Raw genomic sequence first — 17229 nt, forward strand, 5'->3', positions numbered from 1 at the left:
GTCAGTTAAACGGAACGTTGCGAGGGCTGTAGCAATACCCGTGCCTAAAAAAATGCGCTTAGTTTTCAGTTACTTGAAAAACAGGCGTCAATCATCTGCCTGTTCATCACCGTCTCGACGGCTCATCCCGTACTTGCGCATCTTTTCCACCAGGGTGGTTCGACGGATGCGCAGGCGCTCGGCGGCACGCGCGACGATGCCGTTGGCGTCGTCCAGGGCCTGCTGGATCAACCCTTGCTCAAGGTTGCCGAGGTAGTCTTTGAGGTCAAGGCCTTCCGGCGGCAGCATCGCGGTGGCACCGAAGTCCGGGGTATGACCGTTGATGGCGATCCGCTCTTCCATGTCGCTGCGCAGGCTGTCCACCAGATGCTCGTCTTCTTCGTCGACGTAGCGGAATTTCTTCGGCAGCTCGACCACGCCGATCACACCGTAGGGATGCATGATCGCCATGCGCTCCACCAGGTTGGCCAGCTCGCGGACGTTGCCCGGCCAGCCATGGCGGCACAGGGACATGATCGCTGCCGAATTGAAGCGGATCGAACCGCGCTTTTCGTGCTCCATGCGCGAGATCAGTTCGTTCATCAGCAACGGGATGTCTTCCACGCGCTCACGCAGCGGGGCCATCTCGATCGGGAACACGTTGAGGCGGTAATAGAGGTCTTCGCGGAAGCTGCCGACCTCGATCATGCTTTCGAGGTTCTTGTGGGTAGCCGCAATGATCCGCACGTCGACGCTCTGGGTCTTGTTGCTGCCCACACGTTCGAAGGTGCGCTCCTGCAACACGCGCAACAGCTTGACCTGCATCGGCAGCGGCATGTCGCCGATTTCGTCGAGGAACAGCGTGCCGCCGTTGGCCAGCTCGAAACGCCCGGCACGGCTGGTGATCGCCCCGGTAAAGGCGCCCTTCTCGTGGCCGAACAGTTCGCTTTCGAGCAGCTCTGCCGGGATCGCCCCGCAATTGACCGGCACAAAGGGCCCGTCGCGGCGCTTGGAGTGATAGTGCAGGTTGCGCGCGACCACTTCCTTGCCGGTGCCCGACTCGCCGAGGATCAGCACACTGGCGTCGGTATCGGCCACTTGCTGCATCATCTGGCGCACGTGCTGGATCGCCCGGCTGGTGCCGACGAGGCTGCGGAACAGGTTGGGTTCGCGGTGACGACCGCGCTCACGGGCCTGGTCGTACATCTCGCGATAGACCTGGGCGCGGTGCAGGGAGTCGAGCAACTTGCTGTAGCTGGGCGGCATTTCCAGGGCGGACAACACCCGGCGGCGCTGGTCTTCCGGCAGGTCGAGCGAAGAAATATCGCCCATCAGCAACACCGGAAGGAACTCATCCCAGGTTGACAGTGTCTTTAACAAGCCCAGAACTGCGCCAGGAGCGTTTACCGTCCCGATCAGTACACAAATGATTTCACGGCTCGAGGACAACGAGCTGACCGCCTGCTGCCAATCATGGCTACCGCAGGGCAGATTTTCTTCGCCAAGAAAATTTAAAATCACCGCTAAATCGCGGCGGCGGACGCTATCGTCATCAATCAGCAGAATTTTGGTTTCACGCCACATGCAATAGCAACTTCCCTAGTAAAACGCTCTGCCCCAGAGTGAGGGCAATCTAGACGTTTGTAAGATTTCTTACCTTACTAGACGTCTGAAATCTGAAAACAGCACTAGTTAAGTCAAAAATGCTGGCACAGTCAAATATATGACGCACCGTTCGGATTAACTGAGCCCATTCAGCCGAACAAATGGTAAACCTTTGACGCACTTTCCGCTCGGTTGATCTGCGACATCTCTTCGAAAATCGCCTGGCGCTCACCGGTCGTCACCTCAAGCAACTGCTGATACACCGCCAGCAAGCTCTCCAGCTTTTCCCGCAGGGCGTCCTCGTCCACCGGCGCTTCGCTGAGTACCTGATCAATCACCGCGCGACAGCCCAGGTCCAGTTCGCCAACGGCTTCCCAGTTGCGCTCCGCCAGCGCGCCGATCAGGGCTTCGCGGGTTTCATCGATGCGTTGCAGTGCTTGGCTCATGATCAGTTCCTCAAGGCCGAGGCCTTACTGTGCGGCACCTTGTGGTGCGGCAATGGCATCCCAGCCTTCTTTGACGGTAATCAACAGACGAGCGACTTCGTCGATCATGTCGACATCGTTGTGCAAATTGGCTTCCATCAGACGGTTGGTCATATAGACATATAGACCGTCCAATTGCTGGACGTATTCCTTGTTGTCGCTTTTTTCCGCATCCAGGCCATCACGAAGGCCAATGAGGATGTCAGAAGCCTTGCCGAGCATCAGGCCCTTCTGAGCGATATCGCCACGCGCCAGCGCCCCTTTGGCTTGCGCCATACGGTCCAGACCGCCCTCCATCAGCATTTGCACCAGGCGATGCGGGCTGGCTTCGGAGATCTGAGCATGGGAATTGACCTTCTGATATTGGCGAAGGGCTCTCATGGGATTCATGTTTCTACCTCGTGACAGGCAACAGCTAGATGGGTTGCAGTAACCATTATGTCGACTGGATCGCAAAAAACTTTAACCCGCCGGCGCTATAAAGAACAAAGCCCAGGTCAACGGACCCGGGCTTTTTCACGCACATTCAATCAGCTGCTGCTTTTGGAGTTGCTCAGCGCACTGAGCGTGCCAAGGATGCTGCTGCTCTGTTGCCGCAACTGCGCCACCAGCGTGTCCATGGCCGTGTACTTGCGGGTCAAGGAGTCCTGCATCGTCGTGAGACGATCATCCAGATCGGTTTGCTGCTTGGTCAGGTCTTTCAGGCTGTCGGCCAACGAAGTCGTGCGCGTCGCCAGAATCCCGGTGGAGGCCTTGGCGTAGCCATCGGTAGCCGCCGTCAGGCGCGCCAGCAAGCCGGTCTTGCCGCTGAAAATACTGTTGATGTCGGCAGCATTGGTGGCGACAGCCTTATCCCACTGCTTGCTGTCGATACTCAGCGCCCCGGTGTCCTGGTCGGTCGTGACGCCAAACTGCGCCAGGGACTTCAAGGTGCCGTTGCCGGACAGTGCGTTGAACTCGTTGCGGATCGACGACTGCAAGGTACGCATGGTCGAGTCGCCAGTCAGGGTTGCGGCGATGGAGTTACCGGCAGCATCCTTGGTGACCTTGGTCTCGGCGTTCATGGCCTTGAGCAGAGCGTTGTAGGTGTCGACGAAGCCCTTGACCCCGGACTTCAGCGCGGTGGCGCTGGTGCTGACCGAGATGGTCATGGCTGTACGAAGCGGGTTGGTTGTATTCGGATCGTTGGCCGTGACCGTAGGCGACAGCGACAGCAACTTGATGCTTACCCCACTCACCGCATCCGTGATGCTGTTGGACTTGGACTCCGCCGCAATGCCATCGATAGTGTACTTGGCGTTCTGAGGCGGGCTGACTACCGTGTAGCCGGTATCAATCCCAGAGTTGCCCGACATCGTCAGGTCCGAACCGACCCCGCCATTGGTGGAGGTCAGGATCAGACGCGAACCGGTGGAGTCGGTGAGGATGTTGGCACTCAGGCCGGCGGTGCCGAACGTGGAGTTGATCGAATCACGCACCTGTTGCAGTGTCGCGCCTGCCGGCACACTCAAATCAAAGTTCTTGCCCGACTGCGTGATTGTCAGCGTTGTCGGCGTGGTGCCGGCGTTGACGACTGTCGACTGGCCACCGGCAAACGTTTTGGTCGATAGCTTCGAAGGCGTGGCCAGCTGGTTGACGATCAGCGAGAAGCTGCCGTTCGCCGCACCTTGGTTGGCCGTCATGGTGGCGACCTTTTCGTCCGAAGAGGTACCGGTCAAGCCGCTGAAGCTGTTGTCGGTGCCCATGCTGGTCAGCGCACCACGGAAGGCGTCCAGGGCAGCCTGGATCTTGCCGATCGACGACAGCTGGGTAGTTGCCTTTTGCGATTGGGTGTTGATCTGTGCCTGTTTCGGCGCTCGCTCGGCATCTACCAGGGACTTCACAATCGCCTGAGTGTCGAAGCCCGACCCCACGCCAGTAATCGTTGTACCCGCCATCATCTTTCTCCTTTACGGTGGCTGCCGTTATCTTGACAAAGAACACTTCAAGCCGTAACAGCAACAATTTTCATGCCAGCTCAAGCCTTGTCGTCAAACAATACGTGACTGGCGCTGGACAAACTTTGCGCCAGCTTCAAGGCCGTTTCCGAGGGAATCTGGCGGATCACTTCACCGGTGTCGGTGGCAATGACCTTGACCACAACCCTATGGGTGGAATCATCAATGGAAAAATCCAGATTACGCTGGGCCGCTTGTACGAATTCTTTAATATCGGTGACCGCTTTTTCCAGATCGCCCTTTTGGGGCTTATCCGTGGTTGGCGCGGCCGGCTCAACCTTAGTCTTGTCTTTGTCAGCAACCACAGGTGCCACGGGGCCTTGAGGGGCCTGTGGCGGATAAGACAAGTTCAGTTTTACATTCATGTCCATGCCCAATCTCCTCTGATTGGAAAAGACGAAAGGGCACGTAAACGCGCCCCCCCATCATTTACCCAGTGCCGTGATTACTGAAGCAGCTTCAGTACAGCGGATGGCAGTTGGTTAGCCTGCGACAGGATCGCGGTGGAAGCCGACTGCAGGGTTTGCTGCTTGGTCAGTTCAGCGGCTTCGGAAGCGAAGTCGACGTCCTGAACAGTACTACGGGCAGATGTAGTGTTTTTCTGGATGTTGGTCAGGTTATCCACAGTGCTGGTCAGACGGTTCTGAACAGCACCCAGGCCCGAACGGGAGCTGGAGATGGTAGCGATAGCCTGGTCGATCACGGACACAGCGTTCTGAGCCTTGGTGGCGTCAGTCACGTCGGTCTGCGATACGGAGGTCTTGGCCGAGGCAGCGGAAGTCGCGGCACCGAAGAGACCGGTCACACCAGCACCTTCCAGGGAGTAACCCTTGGAGGAGTTCATGTTCACAGCACCGGTAGCGATGATGCCGTCAGCCAGGGCAGTAGCAGTACCGTAGGTACCGGAACCGTCTTTGGTCGCAACAGTGATGGTACCGGCAGCGGTCGAAGCGCTGAAGGCCAGGTTTTCACCGGTGTCGGATTTAACCGACAGAGTGCCTTTGGATTCATCGTAGTTAACGCTGATACCCAGTTTGGCGGAGTTCGACTTCAGTTGGTCAGCCAGGCTGGCGGTATCTTTCACACCGACGAACGTGGTGGCTTGGCCGCCAACGGTCATGGTGAACGAAGCCGGAGCAGCAGCAGCACCCGCGCCGACAACGAACTGAGCTTCAGTGCTGGCAGTAGCGCTCAGGCCACCGACGGCGCCACTCAGTTGGGCAGCGATGGTTTTAGCGGAAGCAGCGGCAGCTACGGTTACGCTGGTAGACTGACCGTTACCAGTCACAGCGATTGCGCCACCAGCAACACCAGCACCAGGGGTAATGCCCAGGCTGTTGATCTGCTGCGAACCGATGTTGTTGGCAGCAACGTTGTCCAGGCTTACGTTGATGGTTTCGTTAGCGTTGGCGCCAACTTGGATAGCTTTAGTACCGTACGAACCGTCCAGCAGTTTCTGGCCGCCGAAAGTGGTGGTTTGCGAGATACGGGTCAGTTCCGAAGTCAGAGCCTGGTATTCGTCGTTGTTCGACTTACGGTCGTCGGTGCTCAGGGAGCCAGTAGCCGAAGACAGAGCCAGGGTACGCATTTTTTGCAGAATGTCGGTCGAAGCCTGCATTGCGCCTTCAGCGGTTTGCGCGATGGAGATACCATCGTTGGCGTTCTTGACTGCTTGACCCAGGCCGTTGATTTGGCTAGTCATGCGGGTAGCAATACCCAAGCCGGCAGCGTCGTCTTTAGCGCTGTTGATACGCAGGCCGGAAGACAGGCGCTGCATGGAAGTGGCCAGGGAGCTGCCAGCTTTGTTCAGGTTGCCCTGGGTAGTGATGGAAGCAATGTTGGTGTTTACTGTTAAAGCCATGACGAAATCCTCGTTGGATGGATACTGCGGCTTCCGGCCCTGGCAACCGCCGGGTGTGGCCTAGAGAACCTACGTAATAGTTATCGTCGTGGTAGCCGGTTGCTTGAGGAGTTTTTTGATTTTTTTTACTAGCACCGTGCCACCCCTTGTAATTCAAGGGCTTAGTCCGGCAAAAAGGCCTGATTTCATTGGTTTTTCTGGCGCCAAATAAAAAACGCCGATGATCGTTCGATCATCGGCGTCTTCATGCTTGAAGCGCGTGCAACCTATTTAAGCGTCACGGACGATAGAGAATCGCCGAGCCCCAGGACAGGCCCACCCCAAATCCGCTGATTGCCACGCGTTTCCAGGTGGAGTCCATCGCGTGCTTTTCCAGCAGCAACGGAATGCTCGACGACACGGTGTTGCCGGTCTCGACCATGTCCTTGATGAATTTTTCCACTGGCGCATCTTCGAAACGCCGCGCCACGGCGTCGACGATCGCCGCACTGCCCTGGTGAATGCAGAAGGCATCGATGTCGTCGGCCTTGAGGTCCGACTCATCGAGCAGCGCGTGCAAGTGCGCCGGCACTTTGAGCAAGGCGAAGTTGAACACCTGGCGGCCATTCATGAAGAACACGCCGTCGCTGACTTTCAAGTGCGGTGCGCCGGAGCCGTCGGTGCCGAACTTGGCCTTGCCGAGCAACCACGAGGCATCTTCACCCATCCAGGTCGCGGTGGCGGCATCGCCGAACAGCATGGTGGTGTTGCGGTCTTCCGGGTCGACGATCTTCGAATACGGATCGGCGGTGATCAGCAGGCCGTTCTTCAGGCCGGTGGCCTCCATGAAGCCCTTCATCGCGTAGATGCCATAGACGTAGCCGGAGCAACCCAGGGAAAGGTCAAAGGCAGCGACGTGAGTCGGCAGGCCGAGCTTGTCCTGGACGATGGCGGCGGTGTGGGGCAAGCCCTCTTCGTCGCCGTTCTGGGTGACGACGATCAGCGCGTCGATGGACTCACGCTTCAACTGCGGGTTGTTGGCAAACAATGCATTGACCGCTTCGACACACAGGTCGGAGGTCTCCTGCCCAGCTTCCTTGCGCGGCAGGAATGCCGACCCGATCTTGCCAATGATGAACTCTTCATCCTTGGCGAATTTGGCACCCTGGGCGTAATTATCGATCCCGTCGGCCGGCACGTAACTGGCGATGCTTTTTATGCCAATCATTGTGGCTTCCCAATACTAAATAGCTGGAGAACACCCCTCGGACGACGCCTGGAGTGCTGACAATAAAGGGGATAACCCCATGACAATTTCGCTGAAAGCCGTCCCGCAAGGACCCTGTGACGACTTATCCTTTTCATACGATACAGTGAAGATGCGCTTTATGACTCACAGGTCACTCAATTTTGTGCGGTTTATGCAAAACCTTTGAACAATTGAGCCGTAAAAACGACAACGGCCCACCCTGTTTCCAGAGCGGGCCGCGGTGTTGTCACGCTGAAATCACATTTTGCTGAACAGGCTCAACTGGGAAATTTTAACGAAGGCCAGCTGTGAAGCCTGCAACATGGTCTGCTGCAGCGTCAGATTGATCGCCGCCTCTCCCATGTCGACGTTAGCCAGGTCACTCATGGTGCTGGTGTTGGCCAGACCGACGCTGGTGTTTTCGCCGGACTGAATATCCAGGGCGTTCCCCCGCGCACCGATGTCACCGCGCACGTTAGTGATCTGGGACATTGAGTTGGCCAAGTTGCTGATGGAGGCATCCAGCACGTCCTTGAGCTTGACCGTCGCCGCCGGATTACCGTCGGCCGGCAGCTCCAGTGCCTTGCGCAATTGGCCGAGGGTGTCCAGCGCATTCTGCGTTTTCTGGGTATTGGCACCGACGGAAAACTGATCGCCCGCTTGTGGCGTACCGCCGCTGATGTCAAACGTCACCCCGGCCGCCGTCAAGGTCGTACCACCACCGGTATCACCGGTGGCAATGGTTTTGCTAGCGGCCGTGTAGGGTTGGGCGTACACCTCGTAGGCGGTCGCGCTGGTGAACTTGATCAGCGCCCCGCTGTTGCTCGGGAACGTGCTGGCATAGTCCGTCTGGTTGGACACGGTGGCACCGTTCAATTGCGCAGTAGACGTGTTGCTTGGCGTGCGCGAGATACTGAACGTATCCGGCTTGGCTTCCAGGCTGAACGAGCGATCCTTGACCAGCGCATCGGAGTTGGCGCCCGGGGCAACATCCCCGAGGCCCATGGTGATGTCGAACTTCACCCCACGCAGTGCCACGCTGGTGCTGCCTTCCTTGGTGGCATCGAAGGTGCCGTTACCCGCAATCTCCGAGGTCACGTCAGTGCCGTTCTTATCGGACACCTTGTATTGGGTGCTGCTGGTAAAGGTCAGCTTGTACGGCTGGCCGTCGGCGAACTTGTTGGAGTAGTCGGCGCTTGAAGTCACCAAGCCGGCCGACAGCGCAACCTTGTTGTCATTGACCGTCGGCGGCACCGTCTGAGGCACAGGGGCAAGCCATGTGGCCTGGGTGCGACTGGTGTTGGCGGCGCCCTCCAGAATGGTCTTGCCGGTATCACCGGCGCTGATCTTCAACGTATTGGAGACTTGCAGGGTCAGCGGCGTTTCATCGCCTTGATAACTGTAAGTGCCGTCATTGTTGCGGCTGTAGGGCGGGGTCTGGGTCTTGGAACCGGAAAACAAGTAGTTGCCGGAAGAGTCCTTGCTGTTGAGCATGCCCAGGACCTGATCCTCGATCGCCCCGACTTCACTGGCAATCGAGCGGCGATCGGCATCGCTGATCGAGCCGCCGGCACGCAGGGCCAACTGAGTGGCGCGCTGCAAGGCATCGTTGATCGAGCTGAGCACGCTTTCTTCGTTGGTCAGGGAGTTTTTCAGGCTGGTGATATTGCCATTGAACTGACCCAGCATGTCTTTCTGCTGTTGCAACAACAACAAACGGGCGGCCGCCACCGGATCATCCGCGGCGGTTTGCACACGCACACCGGAACTGGCCTGATCCTGGGCCTTCACCACACTGGAATAGTTATCCGTATACTTGGCGGAGCTGGTTTCGAAATACTGCTGTGTAGAAATTCGCATCGTCCCAGACTCCCTTAAAGACTATTGATCAGCGTAGTGAAGGTTTCTTGCGCAGCCTTGATGATCTGCGACGACGCGGTGTAGTACTGCTGGAACTTGATCATGTCGCCCGCCTCTTCATCCAGGTTGACCTGGGACACCGAGTTGCGTGCGTTTTTGTTGGCCGTCAACAACGCGCCGGTGGCCGTGGTGTCAGTAGTGGCCGAGGCGGCCTTGGCCCCCACGGTGGACACCAGGCGGCTGTTGGCCGCGACCAGGCTCACCCCGCCCCCGCTGCCATCGGCCAGACCGACCGAGGCCTTGGTCTGCAGATTGAGCAGTTCCTGGGCATTTCGGTTGTCCGACCTGCCGGAGGCATTGAACGAGAACGTGGTGCTGTCGCCATCGGTCGGCGAGCCGCCGACGGTCGTATCGAAACCGAAGCTCGCGGCCGGTACGACGAGCGCACCACTGGCATCGCGCATCGGTACGTTGACGGTGATCTTGTTACCCTGGCCCGGCACAATCGTGCCGCTGCCTATCGAGTTGCCCTGAGCATCGTTGAGCGTGTAGGCCTGGGTACCGTCGGCTGCCGGCTTGCCGAAGACCATCTTCACCGGCATTGAGTGTTCAATCCCGGCGCGCAGTTGAGCGGTAGTCGCACCGCCATGAATGTCGATCGGCAGCGTCAGGCTCGGTGGTGTGAAAGTGCCAGTCCCCTGATTGGTTTTACTGCTTTCGCCCAGTAAAGGCCCGGCAAACGCGATTTTATTGGAGTCCGTCATATCGGTGCCGATATGGGTGGCGCCAGTCGCGGTGGGGCTGACCTTGAAGCTATCGCCCGCCGCCATCGCCCCCTTGCCATCCAACGCCAAGGTGAACCCATCGATCACCGGCGGCGGCGTGGTGGTGACGTCGAACGCGCCCATGGCCTTGCCGTCGGAACGCACCACGGTGTAATTGTTGGCGCTGCTGAAGGTGACCTTATAGTCATAGGTCGACAGCTTGCTGGTATCGGCGATGCTCACATTCAGGTTGCCAGCACTGCTGTTACCAACGGCGCCCTGGCTGCGCTGGGCAATCGCTGTCGCGCTGTTGATGTCCTTGAACAGCGAGGTGCCGAAGTCGCCATTCAGGTCCAGGCCTTGGCCCAACTGATTGTTGACCGTATCGGCCGTCGCCAGAGCGATACGCCCCAGATCATTGATGGCCGGCATCAGCGCATCACTGCGATAACGCAGCAACCCGCCGATGCTGCCGCCGGACAGCACGTTGCCCAGGTCCACAGAGGTCCCGCCGCCCACGTTCAACTCAATGGTGTACTGGCTGGTGTCGCTCTTGCTCGGCACGGCGGAAATGCTGTTGGACTGGTCGCCCAGCACCAGGGACTGGCCCGAGCCGGTGCTGACACTGAACACACCGTTCTTTTCACTGGTGGTCACCCCCACCAGCTCATTGAGCGAGCGCACGGCTTCATTACGCGCATCCAGCAAATTGGCCGGCGCGGTGTTGGTCGAGCCCTGGACCTGACTGATCTGCTTGTTGAGCGAGGCAATCGAGGAGGTCAACTGATTGACCTGATCACTCATGGTGCTCAACTGGCCGTTGATCGACTCTTTCTGCTGGTTCAACTGGGAGGAGATCGAGTTGAACCGGTTGCTCAGGGTCTGCGCGCTGGTCAGCAGCACCTGCCGGGCGGACGTGTCACTGGGGTTGGCGGCCGCGGTCTGCACCGCGGAGAAGAATGCACTGAGTACCGAGGACATGCCGGTGGTCTTGTCCGACAAGGTTTTGTCGACAGCACTGACCTGATCGGCATAAGCCTTGGCATCGCTGTTGAGCGACGTGCTGTTCTGGTAGGCCGCGTCCAGGAATTCGTTATAGACCCGGCGCACATCCGCCAACGTCGTGCCACTGCCGATGAACACACCGCCGTACTGGTTCGAAGCGCTGGCGCTCTGAGTGGTCTGCTGACGCGAGTAGCCTGCGGCATTGGCGTTGGCGATGTTGTTACTTAAGACCGACAACGATCCTTGAGCGGCGTTTAGCCCCGACATCCCGATATTGAGCAAACTCATGATTCAGACCTTATAAATGAGTGGTCGCGCCCGCGGCAGCGTAGTTCTGGTAGCTGTTCATCGTTTTGGCAATCTGCGAAATCTTGCTGGCGTAATCCGGATCGGTGGCATAGCCGGCTTTTTGCAACTCGCGCACAAACTGTTCCGGGTTGTCGGCTGACTTCACAACTTCTTTATAGCGATCATTGCTTTGCAACAACGTCACCAGGTCATGGAAGCTGTCCTGGTAGGAATCGTAGGAACGGAACTGCGCCGTTTCCTTGACCATCGCGCCATCGCGAAACTCGCTGGTGATCGCGCGGGCCTGGCCGCCCTGCCAGCTCTGGCCGGCCTTGATACCGAACAGGTTGTGGCTGCTGCTGCCGTCGTCGGCGCGCATCACCGACTTGCCCCAACCGGTTTCCAGGGCGGCCTGGGCCACCAGGTACTTCGGATCGACACCGATACGCGCCGCGGCAGCCTTGGCCATCGGCAACATGGTGGCGACAAATTCGTCCTGGGAACTGAAGGCTTTCTTCGCCGGGGCCAACGGCGGCTGGGCCACGGCGCGGCCGTAGACCTGCATGCGGCCGCTGGGCACGGCAAAACTGCGTGCGCTGCTGTTGATCACGTTGTCATCGGCGACGCTGTTACGCAGTGGCGCGCGATTGGCATCGATCGCGACCGGCGCGCTCGGCACGATGCCGGCGAGCAGTCGATCGGTCAGTTTGCTCGGCAAGGCGAGACGGCGCTGGTTCATCAGTGCCACATCGTTGGTGTGAGCGCTGGCGCCTTCGGGGACAGCCACGCGGTAGGCCCACAGTGGGCGCTGGCCATTGGAGCGGCCCAGCGGCCCGGTCGCCTGGGTGCCGGCGGCGATTTCCGTCGGTACGTCGACTTTCTTCACCGGCTCAGCCGCCGCCGGGCCCTGCAAGGTGGCCGCCTGAGCGTCCACCGGCTTGTTCTTCTGCATCTGACGCATCAGCACGTCGGCCAGGCCGATACCCCCGCCTTCGCGGGACATCGAGACAGCCAACTGCTGGTCGTACATTTCCTGGTACTGCTTGGCGGCCGGAGTGTTCAGCGGATTGTCCTTGCCCAGGGCGTCGGTGGCCGAGCGCATCGACTTGAGCATCTCGCTGAGGAACAGCGACTCGAACTCCTGCGCCACTTTGCGCATGTTGCCGTCGCTGTTCTTGTCGGCGCCGACCTTGAGCTGGTTAAGCCGGTTCAGGTCGGAATAAGACCCCGAGTCCGCCGTGCTGCTGATCCCGCTGTTGCGCATATCCATGGCCATGGCCTCAGATCACAATCAGGTCGGCTTGCAAGGCGCCGGCCTGTTTCAATGCTTCGAGGATCGCCATCAAGTCGCCGGGCGCCGCGCCCACCTGGTTCACCGCGCGGACAATCTCGTCCAGGGTGGTGCCGGGGCCGAACTTGAACATCGGCTTGGCTTCTTGCTGGGCGTTCACCCGCGAGCGAGGTACCACGGCGGTCTGGCCATTGGACAACGGCCCAGGCTGGCTGACGATCGGGTCTTCGGTAATGGTCACGGTCAGGCTGCCGTGGGTCACCGCGGCCGGCGACACTTTGACGTTCTGGCCGATCACGATAGTGCCGGTGCGCGAGTTGATAATGACCTTGGCCACTGCCTGACCGGGGTCGACCTCGAGGTTTTCCAGGATCGACAGGTAATCCACGCGCTGGCTTGGGTCCAGCGGCGCAGTGACCCGGATCGAGCCGCCGTCGATGGCCTGGGCGACGCCAGGGCCGAGCATGTCGTTGATCTTGTCGACCACGCGCTTGGCGGTGGTGAAGTCGGAACGGTTGAGGTTCAGGGTCAGGCTGTTGCCCTGGTTGAAGCCGCTGGGCACGGTGCGTTCAACCGTGGCGCCGCCAGGGATGCGCCCGGCCGATGGCACGTTCACCGTAATCTTCGAACCGTCGCGACCTTCGGCGTCAAACCCGCCCACCACCAGGTTGCCCTGGGCGATGGCGTAGACGTTGCCGTCGATACCTTTGAGCGGCGTCATCAACAGGGTGCCGCCGCGCAGGCTTTTCGAGTTACCGATGGACGACACGGTAATGTCCACCACCTGACCCGGCTTGGAGAACGCCGGCAAATCGGCACTGATGGACACGGCCGCGACGTTTTTCAATTGCACGGTGCCCGAGCCCGACGGCACCTTGATGCCGAACTGCGAGAGCATGTTGTTGAAGGTCTGCAGGGTGAACGGGGTCTGGGTGGTCTGGTCACCCGTACCGTTAAGCCCGACCACCAGGCCGTAGCCGATCAACTGGTTAGAACGCACGCCGGAAATGCTGGCGATGTCTTTCAGGCGTTCAGCCTGGGCGACTGCGCTCAGGGACAGCAACAGTGCCGCCGCCATCAGCTGTTTGAATTTCAAAGTGGCCACCTAGAAAGGGAACAGCGGGCTAAGGAAGAAACGGTCGAACCAGCCCGGCTGACTCGCATCAGCAAACGAACCCGTACCCGAGTAGGTAATGCGCGCATCGGCAATACGCGTCGAAGGCACCGTGTTGTCGGTGGCAATGTCATCGGCACGGACCATGCCGGCGATGCGTACCAGCTCGTCACCACTGTTGAGGGTCATCCACTTCTCACCGCGCACGGCGATGATGCCGTTGGGCAATACATCGGCCACCGTCACGGTGATCGAACCGGTCAGGCTGTTGTTCTGCCCAGCGGAGCTCTTGCCGTTGGTGGCGCGGTCACCGCTGTAGCCTGCGCTCAAACTCAAGTCGCCACTGCCCAAGGGGTTGTTGGTGTTCGGCACGGCACCAAACAACGAGGTCAGGCCAATACCGGTCTTGCTGGTCTTGCCCACCTGGGAGTTGGCGTTCTTGCTGGCCGTGGTCTTCTCGTTGAGGGTGATGGTGATGATGTCACCGACCCGGAACGCCTTGCGGTCGCCGTACAGGTTCTGTTCGAAACCGGCCTGGTAGATCGAGCCGTTATTGGCCGCCGCCGGCAGCGGTGTGCGTGGCAACACCGGCGCGTAGTACGGGTCATTGGGTTTTGGCGTCGGGGCGACACAGCCCGCGAGCACGGCAATCCCACTCAATGCCAGAACGGAAACATAGCGATTCATGACCCTAACCTCACGGTGTTGCAGGCGCCCTCAGGAGCGCCCCATAGACTTGATTACAGATTCTGCGTAACGAACGAAAGCATCTGGTCGGCGGTGGAAATCACCTTGGAGTTCATCTCGTAGGCGCGCTGAGTGGTGATCATGTTGACCATCTCTTCCACCGTGCTGACGTTGGAGGTTTCCAGGGTGCTTTGCAGCGTGGTACCAAAACCGTTCAGGCCCGGGGTGCCGATTTGCGGTGCGCCACTGGAGGCGGTTTCCAGGAACAGGTTGCCGCCGATGGCTTGCAGGCCGGCCGGGTTGATGAAGTCGGCGGTTTGCAGGTTGCCGATCACTTGCGACGCCGGGTTGCCCGCCACGGTGATGGACACGGTGCCATCGTTGCCGACGGTGAAGGTCTGGGCATTGGCCGGCACGATAATGGCCGGTTCCAGGGCGAAACCGTTGGACGTGACGATCTGGCCGTTGGAGTCCAGGTGGAAAGAACCATCACGAGAGTAGGACGTCGTCCCGTCTGGTTGCAGGATCTGGAAGAACCCTTTGCCGTTGATCGCCATATCCAGAGGCTGACCGGTTTGCTGCAGGTTACCGGCCGTGAAGTTCTTCTGGGTGCCGACGATCTTCACACCGGTACCCAATTGCAGGCCCGACGGCAGTTCGCTGTCCTGGGTCGACTGGGCGCCTGGCTGGCGCTTGATCTGATAGAGCAGGTCCTGGAACTCGGCGCGATCACGTTTGAAGCCCGTGGTCGAAACGTTCGCCAGGTTGTTGGAGATGGTGGTCAGGTTGGTGTCCTGGGCGGACAGACCTGTTTTGGCAACCCATAGAGCCGGAAGCATGCTGTTCTCCTTCGTGCGCCTGTTTGTTGGCGCTGCGCCGCAAAATTAGTATTCAGTGAAACCGCGATCAGCTCATCGCCAGAACGCGGGTCATGGCCTGGTCGTCTTCTTTAGCGCTGTTCATCATCTTGATGTGCAGCTCGAACTGCTTGGAAAGCGCCAGCACCGCGGTCATTTCTTCCACCGCATTGACGTTGCTCGCCTGCAGGAACCCCGAGGTCAGCTTGACGTTCGCGTCGGCCTGGGCCGGCTGGCCGTCCTTGGTGTGGATGGTGCCGTCCAGGCCTTTGGTCATGTTCTTGAGGTCGGGCTGGACCAGCTTGATCCGGTCCACTTCAGCCATCACCCGCGGGCCTTCACCCATTGCGCGGATGCTGACGGTGCCGTCGGCGCCTACTTCGATCTTCTGCTGCGGCGGCACGGCGATCGGACCACCGTTGCCCATGATCGGCATGCCATTGCCGGCCCGCAGCACGCCGAGCGCATCCACATTCATGCTGGCGCTGCGCACGTAGGCTTCGCTGCCATCGGGGGTTTGCACGGCCATCCAACCGTCACCGCTGACCGCCACATCGAGGTCACGACCGGTTTCGATCATGGCACCCGGAGAGAAGTCGGTGGCAGGCCGCTCGGTCATGGCAAACGCCCGCGCCGGAAAGCTGTCACCGAACACCGGCATCGAGCGCGCCTGCTCAAGGTCACGCTGGAAGCCGTTGGTGGAAATGTTCGCCAGATTGTTGGCATGGGCCTTCTGCGCCAGAGCATTCTGGCTGGCGCCGGTCATTGCCACGTAAAGGTACTTGTCCACGCTCTATCCTCTTTCTGACGGACGCTTGCCGCCCACCGCTGTACTGATGAGGCTTAAGCAATTTGCGAACCAACTTTCAAAAAGTGCAGAAAGCCCAGGCGGGGCAAGGGTTTGCGGCAAGACGTGAAAAAAGGCAGGCCCAGGCGGAGTCGAAAAAACGGCGGAGTTATGCCGCAGACGGCAACGCTTGGTGTCCCGCAGGCTTTTCCCGGCGCTCAAGCGCTACGCATGGGTGGAGCGCGGAGCACGCCGAACCGCTGAAACACTTGGCAAGCCACTGGGCACTTGCCCTCCCCGTTGGCCACCTCGAAACGATGGGACCGAGGTTTTGTTGTCCGACCATTACAAGCGCCAAAAAAACCATATGCCTGACGGCCCGGTAAATGCGTGAGTACATATGTAGCTGGCTTGATTTTTATAAAACCCCGACAAAGCCAACTCCAAACAAGAATAGTCCGATAGCTTTTTACATTTACTGATCAAAACCCACTTGGCGTTCAAATACAGCACCCGTAACTTCGGTGCGTCGCAAAGCGGTCACGACTACTTCCCGATCACTCGCACCTTATCAACTTATTATTTTCCAAGGATACTGAAATGCCTGGTATTGATAATGCACCCCATACGCACATGACGACAACTTGGCAAAAACAATTTTCTTATAACGAAATTCTAGACCGATTCGAGCCATTAAGCAGCCTATCACCCGAACAACGGCGCGAGTTGGAGGTACGCCCGGAGCTGAATCCTAACAATAAAGAATACTGGGAAAGCCGAGCTGGGGAATACGATGCCGGGACACTGCCGCCCTGTTGCGACCTAGACCCGACGACCTCGGCGTTCCTGGAGCTGCTGGACAACATCCCCGGCAGGACCATCGAGACCGGCCTGGGCGTGTCCGCCAACGATGTACGCAGCGGCAAGTTTGGAGCGTTATCGCACAGCGCACTCAGGGAACTGGAAAAACTGGATAAGAACCAAAACTACCAATTGGTCTCTCGCGTTAAAGAGGAGAATGACTCAATAAGCGGATCATTGGCATGGTTCCCTGAAAACGGCGGCAGCCCCATTGAAATCGAAAGTTCTACAGAGGGGACGGTATTTCCGCCCAATGGCTCAGCGTTGCTTGAACATATCGACTTATCAATGCTTATACCCACCTATAACAACGAAGGGATTTCTGCCAACGAACTGAGATCCGGAAAGTACGGGCGTCTTCCTCCGGAGATCAATCAGAGCCTTGAAAAACTGCAGAACCATAAAGACTACGCACTGACCACACTCTTTTCCCCCCCACCCAATGAAGCGCCTTACATGGCCTGGGTTGAGAAAGAAACAGATGACACCGTGCTCATCCATCAAGATCCAAGCTACGCGATGTATTGACGCCGCCGTGTCACCCCTCGCAGAAAACCCTG

15 protein-coding genes are annotated in these 17229 nt (G+C 58.9%); 1 reads left to right on the forward strand and 14 read right to left on the reverse strand.

What is annotated here, in order from left to right; all coding sequences use genetic code 11:
* Positions 1–87: 87 nt before the first annotated feature.
* The 14 genes from C8K66_RS09380 to C8K66_RS09445 all read right to left on the reverse strand — a co-directional run bounded on the left by C8K66_RS09380 (position 88) and on the right by C8K66_RS09445 (position 15811).
* Positions 88–1563: a sigma-54 dependent transcriptional regulator gene (locus C8K66_RS09380; protein WP_046382517.1), complete on the reverse strand. Its 1476-nt coding sequence runs from the start codon at positions 1561–1563 to the stop codon at positions 88–90.
* A 170-nt stretch (positions 1564–1733) separates the two neighbouring features.
* The gene (locus C8K66_RS09385; protein WP_057003867.1) at positions 1734–2030 is read right to left on the reverse strand and encodes a hypothetical protein; all 297 of its coding nucleotides are present in this window, start codon (positions 2028–2030) and stop codon (positions 1734–1736) included.
* A gap of 24 nt (positions 2031–2054) precedes the next feature.
* Complete coding sequence (gene fliS / locus C8K66_RS09390) at positions 2055–2459, reverse strand: flagellar export chaperone FliS (protein ID WP_057003866.1); 405 nt, start codon at positions 2457–2459, stop codon at positions 2055–2057.
* 140 nt (positions 2460–2599) lie between these two features.
* Entirely contained in the window at positions 2600–4006 is a 1407-nt protein-coding gene (gene fliD, locus C8K66_RS09395; protein ID WP_108524693.1) for a flagellar filament capping protein FliD, read from the reverse strand.
* A gap of 80 nt (positions 4007–4086) precedes the next feature.
* Positions 4087–4437, reverse strand: coding sequence for a flagellar protein FlaG (locus C8K66_RS09400; RefSeq protein WP_057003864.1), 351 nt, complete (start codon positions 4435–4437; stop codon positions 4087–4089).
* A 74-nt stretch (positions 4438–4511) separates the two neighbouring features.
* Positions 4512–5927, reverse strand: coding sequence for a flagellin (locus C8K66_RS09405; RefSeq protein ID WP_057003863.1), 1416 nt, complete (start codon positions 5925–5927; stop codon positions 4512–4514).
* A 277-nt stretch (positions 5928–6204) separates the two neighbouring features.
* Entirely contained in the window at positions 6205–7134 is a 930-nt protein-coding gene (locus C8K66_RS09410; protein ID WP_057003862.1) for a ketoacyl-ACP synthase III, read from the reverse strand.
* A gap of 279 nt (positions 7135–7413) precedes the next feature.
* Positions 7414–9015 (reverse strand): flagellar hook-associated protein 3, encoded by a 1602-nt coding sequence (locus tag C8K66_RS09415; RefSeq protein WP_108524695.1) that lies wholly within the window; start codon positions 9013–9015, stop codon positions 7414–7416.
* 14 nt (positions 9016–9029) lie between these two features.
* Positions 9030–11072 carry a flagellar hook-associated protein FlgK gene (flgK, locus tag C8K66_RS09420; protein ID WP_108524697.1) on the reverse strand — a complete coding sequence of 681 codons (2043 nt, stop codon included), beginning with the start codon at positions 11070–11072 and terminating at the stop codon, positions 9030–9032.
* Positions 11073–11082: 10 nt separating this feature from the next.
* Positions 11083–12348 carry a flagellar assembly peptidoglycan hydrolase FlgJ gene (flgJ, locus tag C8K66_RS09425; protein WP_046382509.1) on the reverse strand — a complete coding sequence of 422 codons (1266 nt, stop codon included), beginning with the start codon at positions 12346–12348 and terminating at the stop codon, positions 11083–11085.
* A gap of 4 nt (positions 12349–12352) precedes the next feature.
* Entirely contained in the window at positions 12353–13441 is a 1089-nt protein-coding gene (locus tag C8K66_RS09430; protein ID WP_164887039.1) for a flagellar basal body P-ring protein FlgI, read from the reverse strand.
* A gap of 27 nt (positions 13442–13468) precedes the next feature.
* A complete protein-coding gene (flgH, locus tag C8K66_RS09435) occupies positions 13469–14164 on the reverse strand; it encodes a flagellar basal body L-ring protein FlgH (protein ID WP_046382507.1) in 696 nt (231 codons plus the stop codon).
* Positions 14165–14217: 53 nt separating this feature from the next.
* Positions 14218–15003 (reverse strand): flagellar basal-body rod protein FlgG, encoded by a 786-nt coding sequence (flgG, locus tag C8K66_RS09440; RefSeq protein WP_046382506.1) that lies wholly within the window; start codon positions 15001–15003, stop codon positions 14218–14220.
* Positions 15004–15070: 67 nt separating this feature from the next.
* On the reverse strand, positions 15071–15811 hold the full coding sequence (locus C8K66_RS09445) for a flagellar basal body rod protein FlgF (protein WP_046382505.1): 741 nt from the start codon (positions 15809–15811) through the stop codon (positions 15071–15073).
* 597 nt (positions 15812–16408) lie between these two features.
* On the opposite strand from C8K66_RS09445, the gene C8K66_RS09450 reads away from it, so the two are divergent.
* Positions 16409–17197, forward strand: a complete 789-nt coding sequence (locus C8K66_RS09450) for a hypothetical protein (RefSeq protein ID WP_046382504.1) — start codon at positions 16409–16411, stop codon at positions 17195–17197.
* The last annotated feature ends 32 nt before the right edge of the window (positions 17198–17229 follow it).

The organism is Pseudomonas sp. GV105, assembly GCF_003058185.1.
Taxonomy (GTDB): domain Bacteria; phylum Pseudomonadota; class Gammaproteobacteria; order Pseudomonadales; family Pseudomonadaceae; genus Aquipseudomonas; species Aquipseudomonas veronii.